15 protein-coding genes and 1 riboswitch are annotated in these 16,619 nt (G+C 42.3%); of the genes, 11 read left to right on the top strand and 4 right to left on the bottom strand.

Annotated features, from left to right (window positions below; translation table 11 throughout):
* Position 1 precedes the first annotated feature (1 nt).
* Positions 2 to 610, top strand: coding sequence for a tetratricopeptide repeat protein (locus HMPREF1504_RS08405; protein WP_038125068.1), 609 nt, complete (start codon positions 2 to 4; stop codon positions 608 to 610).
* Here HMPREF1504_RS08405 and HMPREF1504_RS08400 read toward each other — a convergent pair.
* Together HMPREF1504_RS08400 and HMPREF1504_RS08395 are read right to left on the bottom strand one after the other, a co-directional pair.
* Complete coding sequence (locus HMPREF1504_RS08400) at positions 605 to 982, bottom strand: type II toxin-antitoxin system HicB family antitoxin (protein ID WP_038125066.1); 378 nt, start codon at positions 980 to 982, stop codon at positions 605 to 607. The two genes, HMPREF1504_RS08405 and HMPREF1504_RS08400, sit on opposite strands and share 6 nt — an antisense overlap.
* 9 nt (positions 983 to 991) lie before the next feature.
* Positions 992 to 1,168 (bottom strand): type II toxin-antitoxin system HicA family toxin, encoded by a 177-nt coding sequence (locus HMPREF1504_RS08395; protein ID WP_038125064.1) that lies wholly within the window; start codon positions 1,166 to 1,168, stop codon positions 992 to 994.
* Between the two features lie 249 nt (positions 1,169 to 1,417).
* Here HMPREF1504_RS08395 and HMPREF1504_RS08390 point away from each other — a divergent pair, with 249 nt between their 5' ends.
* The gene (locus HMPREF1504_RS08390) at positions 1,418 to 2,317 is read left to right on the top strand and encodes a DUF3829 domain-containing protein (RefSeq protein ID WP_038125062.1); all 900 of its coding nucleotides are present in this window, start codon (positions 1,418 to 1,420) and stop codon (positions 2,315 to 2,317) included.
* A gap of 101 nt (positions 2,318 to 2,418) precedes the next feature.
* On the opposite strand, the gene rarD is transcribed toward HMPREF1504_RS08390, so the two are convergent.
* Entirely contained in the window at positions 2,419 to 3,315 is an 897-nt protein-coding gene (rarD, locus tag HMPREF1504_RS08385; protein WP_038125060.1) for an EamA family transporter RarD, read from the bottom strand.
* 202 nt (positions 3,316 to 3,517) lie between these two features.
* Positions 3,518 to 3,694: riboswitch (cobalamin riboswitch) on the top strand.
* A gap of 281 nt (positions 3,695 to 3,975) precedes the next feature.
* Between rarD and HMPREF1504_RS08380 the strand changes: the two genes are divergently transcribed.
* The 7 genes from HMPREF1504_RS08380 (at position 3,976) to HMPREF1504_RS08350 (ending at position 12,783) form a co-directional block, all read left to right on the top strand.
* Positions 3,976 to 6,138, top strand: coding sequence for a methylmalonyl-CoA mutase family protein (locus HMPREF1504_RS08380; protein WP_038125058.1), 2,163 nt, complete (start codon positions 3,976 to 3,978; stop codon positions 6,136 to 6,138).
* Between the two features lie 4 nt (positions 6,139 to 6,142).
* Positions 6,143 to 8,332, top strand: a complete 2,190-nt coding sequence (scpA, locus tag HMPREF1504_RS08375) for a methylmalonyl-CoA mutase (RefSeq protein ID WP_005381170.1) — start codon at positions 6,143 to 6,145, stop codon at positions 8,330 to 8,332.
* On the top strand, positions 8,325 to 9,569 hold the full coding sequence (gene meaB, locus HMPREF1504_RS08370) for a methylmalonyl Co-A mutase-associated GTPase MeaB (protein ID WP_005381256.1): 1,245 nt from the start codon (positions 8,325 to 8,327) through the stop codon (positions 9,567 to 9,569). Before scpA ends, meaB begins: the two co-directional genes overlap by 8 nt.
* Positions 9,570 to 9,749: 180 nt before the next feature.
* Positions 9,750 to 10,640, top strand: a complete 891-nt coding sequence (locus HMPREF1504_RS08365; RefSeq protein WP_005378072.1) for a DUF3829 domain-containing protein — start codon at positions 9,750 to 9,752, stop codon at positions 10,638 to 10,640.
* A gap of 319 nt (positions 10,641 to 10,959) precedes the next feature.
* A complete protein-coding gene (locus tag HMPREF1504_RS08360) occupies positions 10,960 to 11,565 on the top strand; it encodes a MotA/TolQ/ExbB proton channel family protein (RefSeq protein ID WP_005378212.1) in 606 nt (201 codons plus the stop codon).
* Entirely contained in the window at positions 11,562 to 11,966 is a 405-nt protein-coding gene (locus HMPREF1504_RS08355; protein WP_005378118.1) for a biopolymer transporter ExbD, read from the top strand. Before HMPREF1504_RS08360 ends, HMPREF1504_RS08355 begins: the two co-directional genes overlap by 4 nt.
* 61 nt (positions 11,967 to 12,027) lie before the next feature.
* Positions 12,028 to 12,783: a hypothetical protein gene (locus HMPREF1504_RS08350; RefSeq protein ID WP_005381157.1), complete on the top strand. Its 756-nt coding sequence runs from the start codon at positions 12,028 to 12,030 to the stop codon at positions 12,781 to 12,783.
* Positions 12,784 to 12,934: 151 nt separating this feature from the next.
* Here the strand turns inward: HMPREF1504_RS08350 and HMPREF1504_RS08345 are convergent, their stop codons facing one another.
* Positions 12,935 to 13,342, bottom strand: a complete 408-nt coding sequence (locus HMPREF1504_RS08345; protein ID WP_038125055.1) for a hypothetical protein — start codon at positions 13,340 to 13,342, stop codon at positions 12,935 to 12,937.
* Positions 13,343 to 13,576: 234 nt separating this feature from the next.
* Between HMPREF1504_RS08345 and purB the strand changes: the two genes are divergently transcribed.
* Positions 13,577 to 14,872, top strand: a complete 1,296-nt coding sequence (gene purB, locus HMPREF1504_RS08340; protein ID WP_005377976.1) for an adenylosuccinate lyase — start codon at positions 13,577 to 13,579, stop codon at positions 14,870 to 14,872.
* Between the two features lie 410 nt (positions 14,873 to 15,282).
* Entirely contained in the window at positions 15,283 to 16,434 is a 1,152-nt protein-coding gene (locus HMPREF1504_RS08335; RefSeq protein ID WP_038125053.1) for an MFS transporter, read from the top strand.
* Positions 16,435 to 16,619: the final 185 nt, after the last annotated feature.

Genomic DNA, 16,619 nt, shown 5'->3' with positions numbered 1-16,619 from the left:
TATGAAATATATTCTATTATGTATATGTTTGCTTAGCCTATTAGGTTGTGGCACAGACATTAAGACTCAACAAGATACTAAACCTACAACAACAGCTAATGAACAAGCTAAAACAACGCAAGGTCAAGATGAACATGTAATTGCCGCCAAACAAGCTCTATCGTCTGGCAATTATAATAAGGCGATAGAAGAATCGACAATAGCTATTAATGTAAATGCCTATAATGCTGAAGCCTATTCTATACGAGGCTTTGCAACAGCACTTAATGGCGATACCGCCAAAGGCTTGGTTGATACAAAGCAGGCCTATGAATTAGATCCTAATAATGTGGCTAATTACTATAATATGGCCATGGTCTATAAGCTACAAGGTCAATTATCCGAGTCTAAACAATGGTTTGAAAAGGTATTAGAAAAGGACCCTAGTAATACTTGGTCTGTGTATGGTATTGCTACCATTTATGCAGACCAAGGGGATGATACTAAGGCCCTTGATTGGCTTGAAAAAGCAATTAATATTGATGCCTCTGTAAAGGCTGTTGCTGCTGAACAAGATCATTTTGAACGCTTTCACAATAATGAGAGATTTAAACAACTCGTTGATTTATAATGTTTTTTCTACTAATGCTTCTTGTAATAATTGTGAGAAATTAATGCCTTTTTCTAAGGCCCGTTCGTTAAGCCATGCGGGAATTGTTAATGTTTTTTTGATAGATTTGCTGTTTTTAGCAAGGTCAATATCCGTTTGCACTAATGTAGGATAGGTTGTATCTGTACAAGGTAAGTTTCGAATAGATGTAGGGGTTGGTAAACTTTCTCCATCTTCTAAGGCACCTAAAATATACAGTTCCATCGCCTCTTGGGCATTAGTTACAAGTTCTGTTAGTGTTGAACCAGTGCTGCTTGTATATTCTAAATCTGGAAACTCAGCCCAGAAACCATCAGAATCATCGTGGATTATAGCCGGGTATATAAACTTCATAGGGCCTCCTTATTTTAGTCCTGTTCTCTTCAAAATGGCATTTAATAAACCTGTAGGTACATCTTTTCCGTGTACGGCAATCACTTCAACTTGATCATCTTTTTTCAAACGATGGTGGCTACCGCGCTGCCGTACATCCTTCCAACCACTTTTCAACAGTAGGTTTAATAGATCTTTATCTTTCATATTCTCTCCTTTTATAGTAACACGTGTACACGTATAAAACAATTGTTAGGAGTTATTTCTTATTATCTGTAGTTTAACAGTATATAAATAAAAATAGGGGTGACCATTGGTCACCCCTGACTCTATTGGTCACTTGACAAGTAATGATAAATGAATTTTGCGTATTTATACTATTCTTATTATTTATAATAGGTATATAATTAGAATATATAAACTAAGCTGTATATTGATGAAAGGAGAGAATTCATCATGAAACCACTTGGCAAAAGGATGGCAATGGCTGTGTTGTGTGCACTAACGCTGACATTGCCTTTGTTTTTGAGCGGTTGTAGTATGTCAGAACTATGGCAAGGGACTGAGCAGAGCCGCAAGGAGATTGCACAGCGGTCGGAACAGAATCAGGTACAATTATTTAATCAATATGTGAAAGCCATAAGCCGATATAATCGCATGGCTGTTATGTTTGATTATGCGAATACACCGACGATTAATGATTTAAAAGCAGGTAAGCATTTAACTGTATTTAATACACCGAACTTTAAACAGTTACAAAAAGAATTAGAAGAAGCTAAGCAAGCCGGCATTCCTTATGATGAAATGAAGGAGCCCCTAGATAAGTTGCTTTCAAAATTGAATGAAATCACACCGGTAGCCGAAGAACTGGATGCATACTATAAATCTAAAGGATACACCACAGATAACTATGCTAAGGAACAGCAATTAGGTCCAAAATATGTACAGTTGTATGAGCAATTTGTGCCTATCTATGCAGATTTTGATAATCTGATGCATAAAATCAATCTCGATCGATTGCAACAACAGTTACAACAATTGCGCGATGCAGGTAAGAAAAACGCAGCCGCAGCACAAGAGGTTCATTTGAGACTTACCGCTGTTCTTGAAAAGTTAGATAGTGAAAAACAACCGGATGTGAATGCCATGAATCAAGAGTTACAAGCTATTGGCGATTTGTCTAATGGCATTACTAACTCTAACTATGACACTGTTAAGACCTCTGTAAACTCTACGATTGGTGCTATCCGCACTTATATGGGTTCGAAACAAGATAAGGACTATACTCGTATGATTGAGGCTTATAACCATTATATTTCTAATATGAATACGACCAATATGAATGAATTAGATTAATAAAATCTAAGTTTATATTACGTTAGACACGTGTAAAACGAACACATAAAAAGCTGTAGTAAATGAGAATTTCATTTGCTACAGCTTTTTTGTAATGTATTCTATTTTTTTATCTTAATACGTGTCGTCATTTGATTGGATAGGGTAAACAATACGAGTGCCACCCAGATGCAGCCGAAGGCTATGAGTTGGGCTGTACCAAAGCTTTCACCAAAGTAGAAGATGGCCAAGAAGAAGCCCATGGTAGGGGACAGGTATTGTAAAAAGCCGAGTATATTTAGTGGCAATAGGCGGGCACCGTATGAAAAGAGGATGAGCGGAATCGATGTGGTAAGGCCGGCACCGATGAGGAGGAGACCGGTCGGCGTTAGGTTTTCGATAAAGGTCCACGAGGTGGTGTCCATAGCCGTTAGATACCACAATGCCACCGGTGTGACGAGCCATGCTTCGAAGGCGATACTCGAAAATGGATGGATGGTGAGTCGTTTCTTAACGGCGCCGTAGAGGCTAAAGGATACGGCTAGGACGATAGAGACAATGGGTAATGTACCTAGTTGAACAGTCATGATAGCCACGCCCAAGATTACAATGGCGATACTTAGTTTTTGTGGCCACAGCAAGGATTCTTTGTAAATTAAAATACCGAGCAATACGTTGAGTAAGGGATTGATGTAATACCCCAAACTCGTGTCGAGTACGTGCTGATTTGTTACGGCCCAAATGTAGGTGAACCAGTTTATACTGATGAGCACAGCGGCCAGTAATAATAGACCAAACTGTGAGAGATGGGCACGTAGGTGTTGTATGTCGATGCGTAGTTGTTGACGGCCCGTGACGATGATGAGGACGAGCATCCAAAATCCTGACCATATGATGCGGTGCGATAATACGGAAAAGGATGATACTTGGTTTAAAAGCGCCCAATAGAGGGGCAGCAAGCCCCAAATTAAACAGCACAACAATGTGGTGCTGAGACCTTTTTTGTTTATTTCGTTCATAATACGACCTCCCACTAGTAGAATTATTATAACATGGTGGTAGTATAGCGGTAGCGAATTATAGAGGTAATTTCTCTAAATTGCACCTATGCATTTTTATCATTCTATATATGCGTTAGTTATAACTTGAAATTTGCTACTTATGATTAACTGTTATGTTCATTGACTTTGTGCATATTTTTACACTATATTGGACTTAGAACAACGAATATAGAGAATAGGTGTCGCAAGACTTAATAGAGAAATCGGTACAAGCCGATGCGGTCCCGCCACTGTAAGGACGAGCCTGCTTTCATACATGTCACTGGAGCAATCTGGGAAGGCGAAAGCAAGGTGTTGAGCCCGAGCCAGGAGAACTGCCTATTTGATAATCACCGTTATGTACCTACGAGCGATAGGAAGGGGATTGAGGTATGCTTTTTACAATAGTTTTAGTGTACCATTCAATATGTAACCTAACGTGTCACTCTCGGGTGGCACGTTTTTTTAATTGCCACGCTAGAGGGTCGTTCATATATGGCATAGGCTTAATAGTTTGACTGGAGATTCATCATCATGATGGACATATATTTGGCACCTATGGAACTCATATACGAAGCAACTCACTGGTACGGTGCGCTGTTCCCCTGTATGGTTTCAAGTTGAAAAGGAGGCACATATATGTCTGACAAAAAGACTTCAAAGGACGCTGAACGCGATTTACTGGCGCCTGTATCCTTTGATGAATTTGAGAAACCTACGTATGAACGATGGCAGGCTGAGGTTGAAAAGGCGTTAAAAGGTGGCGATTTCAATAAAAAAATGTTCACCAAAACCTATGAAGGTATTACGTTACAACCTATCTATACACCTGCATTGCATCAGGAAAAGATTCCAAAGGGCGTTTATCCTGGCGCTGGCGAGTTCCTACGTGGCACGAAAGCAAGCGGCTATATAAAAGATTCTTGGGGTGTATCTCAATATGTTGATGAATCCTTACCGAAGGATGCCAATCATGCAAGTTTATACGAAATTGTGAAAGGTGGCACTATTCACAACATTCGTCTTGATGAAGCAACACGCCATGACCAAGATGTGCAAGTAGGCGCATCTGTTGGTGTAGGTGGCACATCCTTGTATACGATGGCCGATTGCAGCCAATTAATTGAACGATTTAATCTTAAGGAAAATCCTTTATATATTGAAACTGGCGCATCTGCAGCGATTTTGCTCGGTATGTTGTCGGCTACTGTGAAAGCTTCTAAAAAGCAAACATCCGATTTGAAAGGTCTCGTTGGTGCAGATCCTATCGGCGTGTGGGCTAAAGACGGTGCATTGCATATGTCTTTAGATACTGCTTTTGATGAAATGGCACATACTGTTGTATGGGCCAAGGATCAAGCACCTGAGCTTAAAACCGTGCTTGTATCCGGTGATGTATACGCTAATGGCGGTGCCAACGATGTGCAAGAGGTTGCCTATGCATTGGCAACAGCTGTTTGCTACGTGCGGCAATTAGCACAACGCAACATCGATATTCATACCATTGCTAAGAGCATGATGTTTACATTCTCCTTGGGTGCAAACTTCTTCATGGAAATTGCTAAATTGCGTGCGTTGCGCGTGCTTTGGGCTCGCATTATGGAGGCCTTTGGTGCTGATGAAAGCGATCGTGCCGTTCATGTACACGGTAGAACATCGGCTTTTACAAAAACCGTATACGACCCATATGTAAACTTGTTGCGTAATACAACACAAGCATTCTCTGGTGTTGTAGGTGGTCTCAATAGCCTTGAAGTTTCTCCATTTGATCAACCAATTCGCAAATCCGATGAATTCTCTCGTCGTATTGCCCGTAACATTCAAGTTATGTTACAAACTGAATTCGAATTGCGTCAACCAGTTGACCCTGTAGGTGGTTCTTGGTATGTAGAAACATTGGCAGCTGAACTATGCGAAAAAATTTGGGATGAATTCCAAACTATCGAGTCTAAAGGTGGCATTATCGCTGCCTTGAAGGAAGGTTATCCTCAAGCGCAAGTTAAAACAATTCTTAATGAACGCTTTAAAAACCTTGCATTCCGTAAGGATGTAGCGGTTGGTAATAATATGTACGCTAATATGACGGAAGAATTGCTTGATCCAAAACCTGAAAATCAAGAAACATTGCGTCAAAAACGGGTAGCTCATCTCGAAGAATACTTGGCAACTGCAGATCCAGAAGCGGTTGTAAAAGCCCAATCTACACTCGAAGCAAGCACAACAGAACCAGGTGCATTGATTGGCCTTATCGAGCTCGGTGCATTGCAAAAAATGACAATGCGTCAAATCCGTAAGGCTTTGGATGCGGGCGATATTTCCTCCGAAACAATCGAACCTATTACGGCTCATCGTTGGACGGAACAATTTGAAGCTCTTCGTATGCGTACGGAAAATTATAAACAACGCACAAAAGATAATGTGAAGGTATTCTTGGCTAATATGGGCCCTATTCCTCAACATAAACCTCGTGCGGACTTCTCCACAGGCTTCTTTGAAGTAGCGGCATTCGAAGTAATCAAAAATGATGGCCATGAAACAACGGCTGATGCGGCTAAAGCGGCTCGTGAAAGTGGCGCCGATGTGGTAGTTATCTGTTCTACAGATGATACGTATCCTGAATTGGTTCCACCACTTGCGAAAGAATTGAAAGAAACTATGCCGAATGTAACGGTTATTTTGGCAGGGGCACCTTCTAAGGACCTAGAGCCTGTATATCGTGAAGCCGGTGTAGATGATTTCATCTCTGTTCGCGCAAACTGCTACGCTATTTTAAATACGTTACAAGATAAGAAAGGGATGTGAGCTCATGTTTAAAAATCCAGACTTCTCCTCTCTTGGCTTGGGATCTCAGTCTGCCACATCGCGCGATGCATGGCTTGCTGAACTTAAAAAAGAAACAGGAAAAAGCTTTGAAGACTTATATAACACGACAATGGAGCAAATCCAATTAAAACCTCTCTATACAGAGATGGATTATGAAGGGATGACACACCTTGACTATATGGCTGGTGTACCTCCATTCTTGCGTGGACCTTATTCCACAATGTACGTAACTCGTCCTTGGACAGTGCGTCAGTACGCTGGTTTCTCTACTGCGGAAGAATCCAATGCGTTTTATCGTCGTAACTTGGCAGCAGGCCAAAAAGGTTTGTCTATTGCCTTTGACCTTGCTACTCACCGTGGTTATGACTCCGACCATCCTCGCGTAGTGGGCGACGTTGGTAAAGCGGGCGTTGCAGTTGACTCTATCCTCGATATGGAAATTCTATTTTCCGGTATCCCTCTTGACCAAATGTCCGTATCCATGACAATGAACGGCGCCGTATTGCCTGTTATGGCGTTCTACATCCTAGCTGGTGAAGAACAAGGTGTTGATAAAAAGGTTATGGCCGGTACAATCCAAAATGATATCTTGAAAGAGTTCATGGTACGTAATACCTATATTTACCCTCCAGCTACGTCCATGCGCATCATCGGTGATATCTTTGCCTATACATCCCAGTACATGCCTAAATTCAACAGTATCTCTATTTCTGGCTACCATATGCAAGAAGCGGGCGCTACTGCAGATATCGAATTAGGTTACACATTGGCCGATGGTCTTGAATACATCCGTACCGGTGTAAATGCAGGCCTTCACGTAGATAAATTCGCTCCACGTTTGTCCTTCTTCTGGGCAATCGGTAAAAACTACTTTATGGAAGTGGCTAAAATGCGTGCGGCTCGTATGTTGTGGGCTAAGATTATTAAGAGCTTCGGTTCTGAAAATCCTAAATCTATGGCTCTTCGTACACATAGCCAAACATCTGGTTGGTCTCTTACAGAACAAGATCCGTTCAACAACGTGGCTCGTACATGTATGGAAGCGATGGGCGCCGCATTGGGCCATACGCAATCCCTACATACGAATGCGCTTGATGAAGCCATCGCGTTACCTACAGACTTCTCTGCACGTATTGCGCGTAATACACAACTTTACATCCAAGACGAAACTAAGGTATGTAAGGTTATCGACCCATGGGGTGGCTCCTACTATGTAGAAGCATTGACTGATGAATTGATCCGTCGTGCTTGGGGGCATATCCAAGAAATCGAATCCCTTGGCGGTATGGCGAAAGCGATTGACACAGGTCTTCCTAAGATGCGTATCGAAGAGGCTGCAGCTCGTCGCCAAGCTCGTATCGACTCTGGTCGTGAAGCGATTATCGGTATCAACAAATACCGTCTAGATAAAGAAGATCCATTGGATATCCTCGACGTAGATAATACGGCAGTACGGGAAGCGCAAATTCGTCGATTGGAACAATTGCGTGCTAACCGTGACGAAGATAAGGTTCAATCCTGTCTCGAAGCGATTACAAATGCTACCGAATCTGGTGAAGGCAACTTGCTTGCCCTTGCACTTGAAGCAGCTCGTGCTCGTGCATCTTTGGGCGAAATTTCCTTTGCTGTTGAAAAAGTTTGTGGCCGTCATAAAGCGGTTATCCGCTCTATTTCCGGTGTATACTCCAGCGAATATGAAGATGATGATGTAATCAAAGAAGTACGTCAAATGGCAGATGATTTCGAAGAACTCGAAGGTCGTCGCCCTCGTATTATGATTGCGAAGATGGGCCAAGACGGTCATGACCGCGGTGCCAAAGTTATCGCTACATCCTTCGCGGATATGGGCTTTGACGTGGATATCGGACCTTTGTTCCAAACTCCAGAGGAAACAGCACAAGATGCGGTGGATAATGACGTTCATATTGTTGGCTTCAGTTCTCTTGCAGCTGGTCACAAAACATTGTTACCTCAACTTGTAGAAGAACTCAAGAAACGTGGTCGTGGAGATATTTTGGTTGCCATCGGCGGCGTAATCCCTGCTCAGGACTATGAATTCCTACGCGAACATGGCGCAGTGGCTATCTTTGGCCCTGGTACAGTTTTGCCAGTAGCGGCGAAAAAATTACTAGAAACATTGACTAGCCACGTTCAAGACGAAGGCAATGACTGATAATAAACGGCCTACTCCGGATGAATTGCGTAATGCACAAAGCGTTGCTGGTGACAGTAAAGCTCCCGAATTAGGTGTAAAAAACGCAAATGCCGAGGGTAGTACGTATCGTCCGGACTGGGTGCCAGAAGATGCGAAGAAAGATGATACTTTTGCGTGTCACGTGATGAAAGGCGTCAAGGAAATGCACGACGGCCTCTTGTCTAGCTCCGCTCATCTGGCTCCGTCTGTACGTCCCGTACAGCGGCGAAAGAAGTTAACTGTCGCTGATTATGTACGCGGTATCGAGCAGGGGGACCGCGTTATACTTTCACGGGCTATCACATTAGTAGAAAGTAATAATAAGGAACACTTTAAATTAGCTCAACAAGTATTACAAGCTATATTGCCACGCACAGGTAAGGCGTTGCGCATCGGTATTACTGGTGTGCCTGGGGCCGGTAAAAGTACATTTATTGAAGCCTTTGGTAATATGCTCATTGAAGCTGGTTACAAGGTTGCCGTACTTGCTGTAGACCCTACAAGCCAAGTCACAAAAGGCAGTATTTTGGGCGATAAAACGCGGATGGAAACGTTGACGAAACATCCTGAAGCCTATATTCGTCCATCGCCGGCTGGTGGTACACTAGGCGGTGTAGCTCGTAAAAGTAGAGAAACGATGCTACTTTGCGAGGCTGCTGGATATGATATTATTCTTGTCGAAACCGTTGGGGTTGGGCAAAGTGAGGTTACCGTACGTTCTATGGTAGACTTCTTTATGCTCATCGTGCTTACTGGTGCAGGCGATGAATTGCAAGGCATTAAAAAAGGCGTTATGGAACTTGCCGATGCTATTGTAGTCAACAAGGCTGATGGGGATAACCTCAAGCGCGCTCTCATCGCTCGTAGCGATTACGATCGGATGCTACATTACATCCGTCCAGCTACGGAAAAATGGAAAACCCAAGCTTACACATGTTCAGCCGTTACGAAGGATGGTCTCGATGAATTGTGGGATGTAATCCAAGAATTTGCTGAACAAGGTAAAGAAAATGGCGTATTCTTAAAACGCCGTCAAGAACAATCCCTTCGTTGGGTACGCGATATGATTGACGAACACTTGCACAACCTATTCTTTAACAATGTAGTCATTCAAGGTCGTATGGGCGAAGTAGAAGCCGCAGTTTTAGATGGCGAAATGAGTGAATCACAAGCCGTCGAAGAATTAATAGGCGTCTTTGACAAGTCCTTAACATAATCTCTATACATACAGGCATAGTATCTATACTGCTATCGGTTTGTAATCGATAGGAAATGATAGGTACTATGCCTTTTTTTCATGAAATGCATAAGTATGACTTTTGTAAAAATCATATTTAGTATATAATTTAGTTATAGATGTATACTTTATGGGTTATTTTAAAAGGAGAGATTTATTTTGAATCCATTAGCAAAAAAACTGACAACAGCAGTATTGTGTGTAACTGCTCTTACCTCCCCATTATTCATGAGTGGCTGTAGTTTTTCTAAGATTGCCAATGGGGTGCAACAAGGCGCTCAAAAGGCATCGCAACAGGACATTAAAGTGTTCAATAACTATATCGAAGCGATTGGCGATTTTAATAGTTGGTCCGTACGCTTTGGATATGCTATCAATCCGTCCGTTCAAAAACTAAAAGAGGGGCAACATTTAACAAGCTTCATGGCACCACACTTTGATACCTTACAACAAAAGTTGCAAGCTGCTAAAGACGCTGGCGTACCATATGATGATATGAAGGAACCTTTAGACAACGTATTGGCTGTATTAAAGGATATTGTACCAGTAGCCAGTGAATTGGATACGTACTACCAAACTAATTCATATCAAGCAGATAATTATGCTAAGGAACAACAATTAGGACCTAAATACGTTCAATTATATGATCAATTCTATGCAGCATATAATCAGTTAGACGCAGTAGTTCACAAACACAACACAGAAAATCAACAAGAACAGTTGAAAGAACTTAAAGATTCTGGTAAGAAAAACGCAGCCGCTGTTCAAGAAGTTCATTTACGCTTAACGGCTTTATTAGATGGCTTTGAAGAAGGCAAACAAATCGATGTAAATGCAGCTAACCAAGAGTTACAAGGCATTATGGATGTAGCTGGCACCGTTACGAGTCCAGAATATAACACTGCTAAGTCTCAATTAAATACAACGATTGGTAGAGTTCGTACATTCTTAGGTGACCAATCAGCTGATCATTACAATGATATGATTGAATCTTACAATCGCTTCATTGGCAGCATGAATCGCTTGGATATTAATAAACTTGATAAATAATATCTAGCTATGTACGAATCGATTCTGTGCCATTTATGAAAGCCTGCGCTTCATAGCGTGCACAATATAAATAGTACATATAAAAAAATTCATACAAAGGTACATAAAATTGCACTAATAAGGGCTACATCAATTAGCATGTCTATTGATGTAGCCCTTTTTCTGTATTTTCTTATACTAGTTAAGATCTTTGTCAGATTGTATGCATCAACTAGTATATTTTTACTCATCTATCGTAAGCCTCATATGTTTTGATGTGTAAAAACGTGGTATAATTATTAGATAAGAGCCTAAAAGAGTGTGGGTTTTGGAGGTTAGTATGAGTAGCATTGCACATTTATTTGTAGCTGGTGGTTTCGTTATGTACCCACTCGTTATCTTTCTAGTTGTTACCCTAATGATTGGTATTGAGCGATTTTTTCTATACCGTAAATTCCGTAAGGACATGCGCCAATTCACGGCTGTTCTAAATAATCATCCAGGCTGGATTATGTTGCCAACCGTATTAGAACGAGATACACAAAATCTAGGTACTCTCTTTGCAAAGGCATTGCGCAGTGCAAAAAATTACAATGGTTTAGAAAACCGTTTACAAGACTTGGTAGGCTATACCGATGAACGCTTAAAACGTGGTCTTGGGTGGCTTAGCATGATCGTTACCATGGCGCCGTTGCTTGGCTTGCTCGGTACCGTTCTTGGCATGATCCGCGCTTTTGCCGTTGTAGGTGGTGACATTGGGGCTCCAACCATCATCACAGGTGGTGTATCCGAAGCCTTGGTAGCTACTGCTACAGGCCTTACGGTGGCCATCATTGCTCTTGCCTTTCACAGCTATTGTGCAGCAAAGGTGAATGATTTTATCGTAGCCTTAGAACATGAATGTGGCAGCATTCTCGATGCGTACAACGAGGAACATGACCTATGAGACGTCGTACATTAGGAGTGAAAAAAGAACCGACCATCATGATCATCCCTATGATTGATATCGTATTTTTTCTATTGGTATTCTTCATGGTCGGCACTTTATACATGAATACGGAGCAACAAATCCCGTTAAATTTACCATCCACATCGACTTCGACGGCTAAATCCATTGAACCGATTATTATTACTCTCACCACATCGCATAAACTCTATATCGATAACCGCGAAATTTCTGCGGATAATCTGTCCCAAGAGGTACAGGATATCGTGCGGACCACGCCACGACAGGCCTTTGTTATTCGCGCGTCTAAGGACGTGTATTATAACGAGGTCATCGCCCTTCTCGATATGCTGAAAGTAAACGGCGCTAAGTATATTAGTGTCGCTACGGATCGGAAGTGATTCTATGTTTGAATCGCATTATTTTCGACCGTTTTTGATATCCCTGTGCATCAGTATTCTCATGATAACGGGCATGGGGCTTTCACTAAAGGGCATGAGTGGCACTGGTGCAGGCCAAGAGGCAGCTGAGATTAGCTTTGATTTAGCCGATGCTGGTGAAAGCGAACAAGCCGAGGATCATCCGACGGTAACGCCGCCACCAGAGGAGGCAAAACCTCCTACAGATGCACCTGCGTCGGTAGCTCAGAAACAAGAAACGAAACCGCCTGTAAATACCGTAGAACCACAGAAAACTATAGATACAGAACAACCAGCATCGGCTACAAAACGTGAATGGGCTGTTCCAAAGGCCATAGAATCTGAGGCTACTGGAGGTGAGACAGGTGTTGTGACACATCAAAAACAGGAACAACAAAAGAAATTAGTAGGCAATGACGTATCGACGGATCCTAATGCAGAAGGTAATGGTCTCGATAATACAGATAAAGACCTATCGTTTTTTGCGGATGCACTCAATTTGCTGACGCCGGGTCAACGGGCATGGCTCGAACAATCGGATATTAATCCTACAGAATATTTGCGCCAAGTGAAAGAACAAGGCCAAGCATCATCTGTACGCGGCGAAGCCGTTGTGCGCGTTAACTTTGACGCTAGCGGCAATGTAATCGTCGGCGTTAATACCCCGCGTATCGTAGAGGACTCTGTTCCTCCTGATGTACGAGACGAAGCGATACGTATCATCAAGACGAGCGGTAGTATTGTTAACAAACGTGGACAAGTCGTGTCCTTAGCCATCCCTGTCGTACTAGGACAATAAAGAGGCATACCTCACATACATGGTTGTATGTAAGATATGCCTCTTTTTGTTATGCCTATGATTTGCTAGTTGAGTAATCTCTTGTTCGACTACATGCTATGTTATGAGTCTGTTGCTCAACTACGTGCTATTGTTTGCGTCCGTTGTTCAACTACTTACGTTTTAACGCCGTTTTCGTGCTGTTGAACACCGCATAGTAAATGATGACGCCACCGATGAATAATGTCACTTGCATTTGTGTTGTGTATTGGTCCACGCGCCATAATGCAAAGGCATAAAAGAACATAGTAATGAGCATAATTAAGAAAGCTAGGATGCGACGTACATTTGTATGAACCACATTGGATGTAGCGATGCGACCTTTATTGATGACTACATATATAAGAGATACTAAAATATCCACTGCGTATACGCCTAAAATCCAGTTGATAGGCATGTCGTTAAACACGAAGACGCCGAGGACGATAAAACTGATGAGAAAAAATAATTTCATCAACGTGCTTGCTGTTTGAGATTCCTTCGGTTGTTGTATCCGTTCTTTATGTTGTTTCTTTGCCATGATCTACTCCTATATGTGTATTATTAGTATGTTGATACGATATATCACTTATTTATACATTACTATTATAATAATAAATCACAAAACAATCTATACAAAATAAAATACCGAACATTAAGAAAATCTAATATATATATTATTCGGAAAATTGCGGAAGATTTATTGAACCAAGCTTTTACATATGGTACAATTATTATATAAAAAATCTAGCTTTCACCATGCAAAGGAGACATCATGATACCACGTTATACACGAGAAGAAATGGGCCATATTTGGAGCGAACGCAACGAGTTCGACACAATGTTATTGGTTGAAACATTGGCATCTGAAGCGCAAGCTGAGCTTGGCGTGATTCCGAAGGAAGCGGCAAAAATCATTCGGGAAAAGGGCAATTTTGATGTTGAAAGAATTCACGAAATCGAACGTGAAACAAATCATGACATCATTTCCTTTGTGACTGCTGTAGGCGAATATGTAGGCCCTGAAGCGGCTAAATACATTCATCTTGGCTTGACATCCACAGACGTTAAGGATACTGCACTTGGCTATATGATGAAACAATCTTGCGATATTTTGATTGAAGATTTGAAACAATTACACGCTGTATTGCGCCGTCGCGCTGCAGAATTCAAACATACGCCTATGATTGGTCGTACTCACGGTATTCACGGCGAACCTACTACATTCGGTTTAAAACTTTGCCTTTGGATGGCAGAGGTAGAACGCGATATCGAACGCATGGAACATGCTCGTAAAAGTGTTGCTGTTGGTAAATTGTCCGGTGCTGTTGGTACATACTCCAACATCGACCCATTCGTAGAACAATACGTATGTGAAAAACTAGGCCTTGAACCTGTTAAAATCGCGACCCAAGTCGTACAACGTGACCGTCACGCTGAACTATTGTCCACCATTGCTGTTGTAGGCGGTACATTGGATAAAATTGCTTTGGAAATCCGTCACTTGCAACGTACAGAAGTGCGCGAAGCTGAAGAATACTTTAGCCCTAAACAAAAAGGTTCCTCCGCGATGCCTCATAAACGTAATCCTATCACTTGTGAAAGAATTTGTGGTATGGCTCGTTTATTGCGTGGTTATGCACAATCTGCGTACGAAGACCAAGCTTTGTGGCATGAACGCGACATCTCCCATAGCTCTGTAGAACGCGTCATCTTACCAGATGCAACCATCGCGTTGAACTACATGCTTCACCTAACAATCCGTACCATCGATAAATTGTTGGTATACCCTGAAACAATGCTTAAAAACCTTAACCTTACAGGTGGCCTTGTATTCAGCCAAACAATTTTGACACACCTCGTAGACAAAGGTGCCGTACGTGACGAAGCATACCGTTGGGTACAAAAACACGCTATGGAACGCTGGCTCGAAGGCAAAGACTTCGCTACAGGTCTAAAATCCGATGAAAACATCAAAAAATACATGACCGACGAAGAAATCGATGCATGCTTCGATCCATATAAACTATTGAAACACGTAGATACAATAATGGCTCGTTTCGGCCTATAATTCTACCGGTACAGGACGGGCACCCTCCTCAAAGCCTCCACCGCCTTAATCTGTCCCCTTCGGGGACAGGGCAAAGTCGTTTTGAGAAGGGTACCCGTCCTTTTTCGCTATAGATTCTATGCCGAAATGAGCCATTGGGACGAGAAAAAGCTGACACGCTATCGCGCTAAAGCGGGACCCGAAGTCGTTTTGAGGAAGGTATCCGCCCTTTTCTCTATAAGTTCTATGCCGAATTTTTTATTTACAGTGAGTGCCGTATTTTCATATGGCGCTTTTATTTGTTAACGTACATAGGGGAGGTGGTGGTACCGGTAAAAACATGACTTTGGCCCTGCGAAGCCCAAAAGGGCGAAGCAGACCCGGCCGGTGGAGTGTTTTTGCCGGTACCACCACCCAAATCTGGAGGATACATGAAAAGCACCATAAGAAAATACGCACCGCCTATCTTTCATTGCATTAACGATTTCGGTCAAGGTTCTCTCGCTGCATTGATACCGTTTTTTATTGCTAATTTTAATCTCAATTATTATCAATCGGCTTCCATTATTTTCTGTAATACCGTGGTAGCGTCTATTGCTCAGCCCATTTTGGGGTATGTAGCGGATCGATGGCGCGTACCTTGGTTTATTCCGGTAGGCTTTACAGTGACTCTTGTGTCCATTAGCGCTATGGCGCTGGCTACGAACTATGAAATGATTCTTGCTTTGTCTCTTTTAGCTGGCGTAGGGGCAGCGTTATTCCATCCTGAGGCGGCTCTTTTGGTGAATCGCACGCAATCTCATGAAATTGGCAATGCTATGGGGCGCTTTGCGGTTGGTGGCAGCGCTGGTTTTGCCTTAGGGCCGCTCATTGCTGGTGGTGTTTATGTCTTTGGCGGCCAATTCCTCTGGGTATTTACGGCTATTGCCGCGCTCGGCGTGTTGCTATATCTATATGCTTTCACAGGTCATACTACTGAGGCCGAAGATACGCGTGAATGTGAAAGCCAAATTAAGGGCACAAATACAGGCATAAACGATTGGGTGAGTTTTACAAAGCTATTTTTCGTCATTGCCTCTCGATCAATTTTGTTCTCCGTATTATCGATTTTTATACCGATTTTATACATTACCGTTATCAATGGCGAAGCCGGTGCATCGAGCTTGGCACTTACTATGTACTTTGCCATGGGGGCTGTCCTCACCTATATGGGTGGTGCACTATCGGATAAGCTAGGTTTTCTAAAAACAGTGCGCTTAGGTAATATTATATTTTTACCATCCGTATTAGTGTTTATCTTCGTACCGAATGCATGGGGATTCTTTGGCGCCATGATACCGATGGCCTTTGGCGTATTCTCACAATATGGACCTATTACTGTTCTAGGCCAAAAATACCTTGCTAAAAATGCAGGCTTTGCATCAGGCATTACATTGGGGCTTGGCATTACATTAGGTGGACTCGTAGCACCTTATATTGGACATTTAGCAGATATTTACGATGTACAAACAGCGTTGATGACACTGATCCCTGTTGGTGCGTTAGGATTATTAATGAGCTTCTGGTTGAAAGAACCTAAATAAAATTATTGTTATACAGTACAGGCTTGTGCTAATTCTTGGGGACGCATAATATACGTCTTTAAAATTAGTACAGGCCTGTACTAATTTGTAGGTGGGCCCCTATATCCCTGTTTTTAGAATTAGAACAGGCGTGTACTAATTTGTAGGGGCACATACACCCCCCTTTTTGGAATTAGAACAGGCGT

This window comes from Veillonella sp. ICM51a (genome assembly GCF_000524355.1).
In the GTDB taxonomy this organism is placed as follows: Bacteria; Bacillota; Negativicutes; order Veillonellales; family Veillonellaceae; genus Veillonella; species Veillonella atypica.
This window is presented reverse-complemented; position numbering and strand designations above follow the sequence as displayed.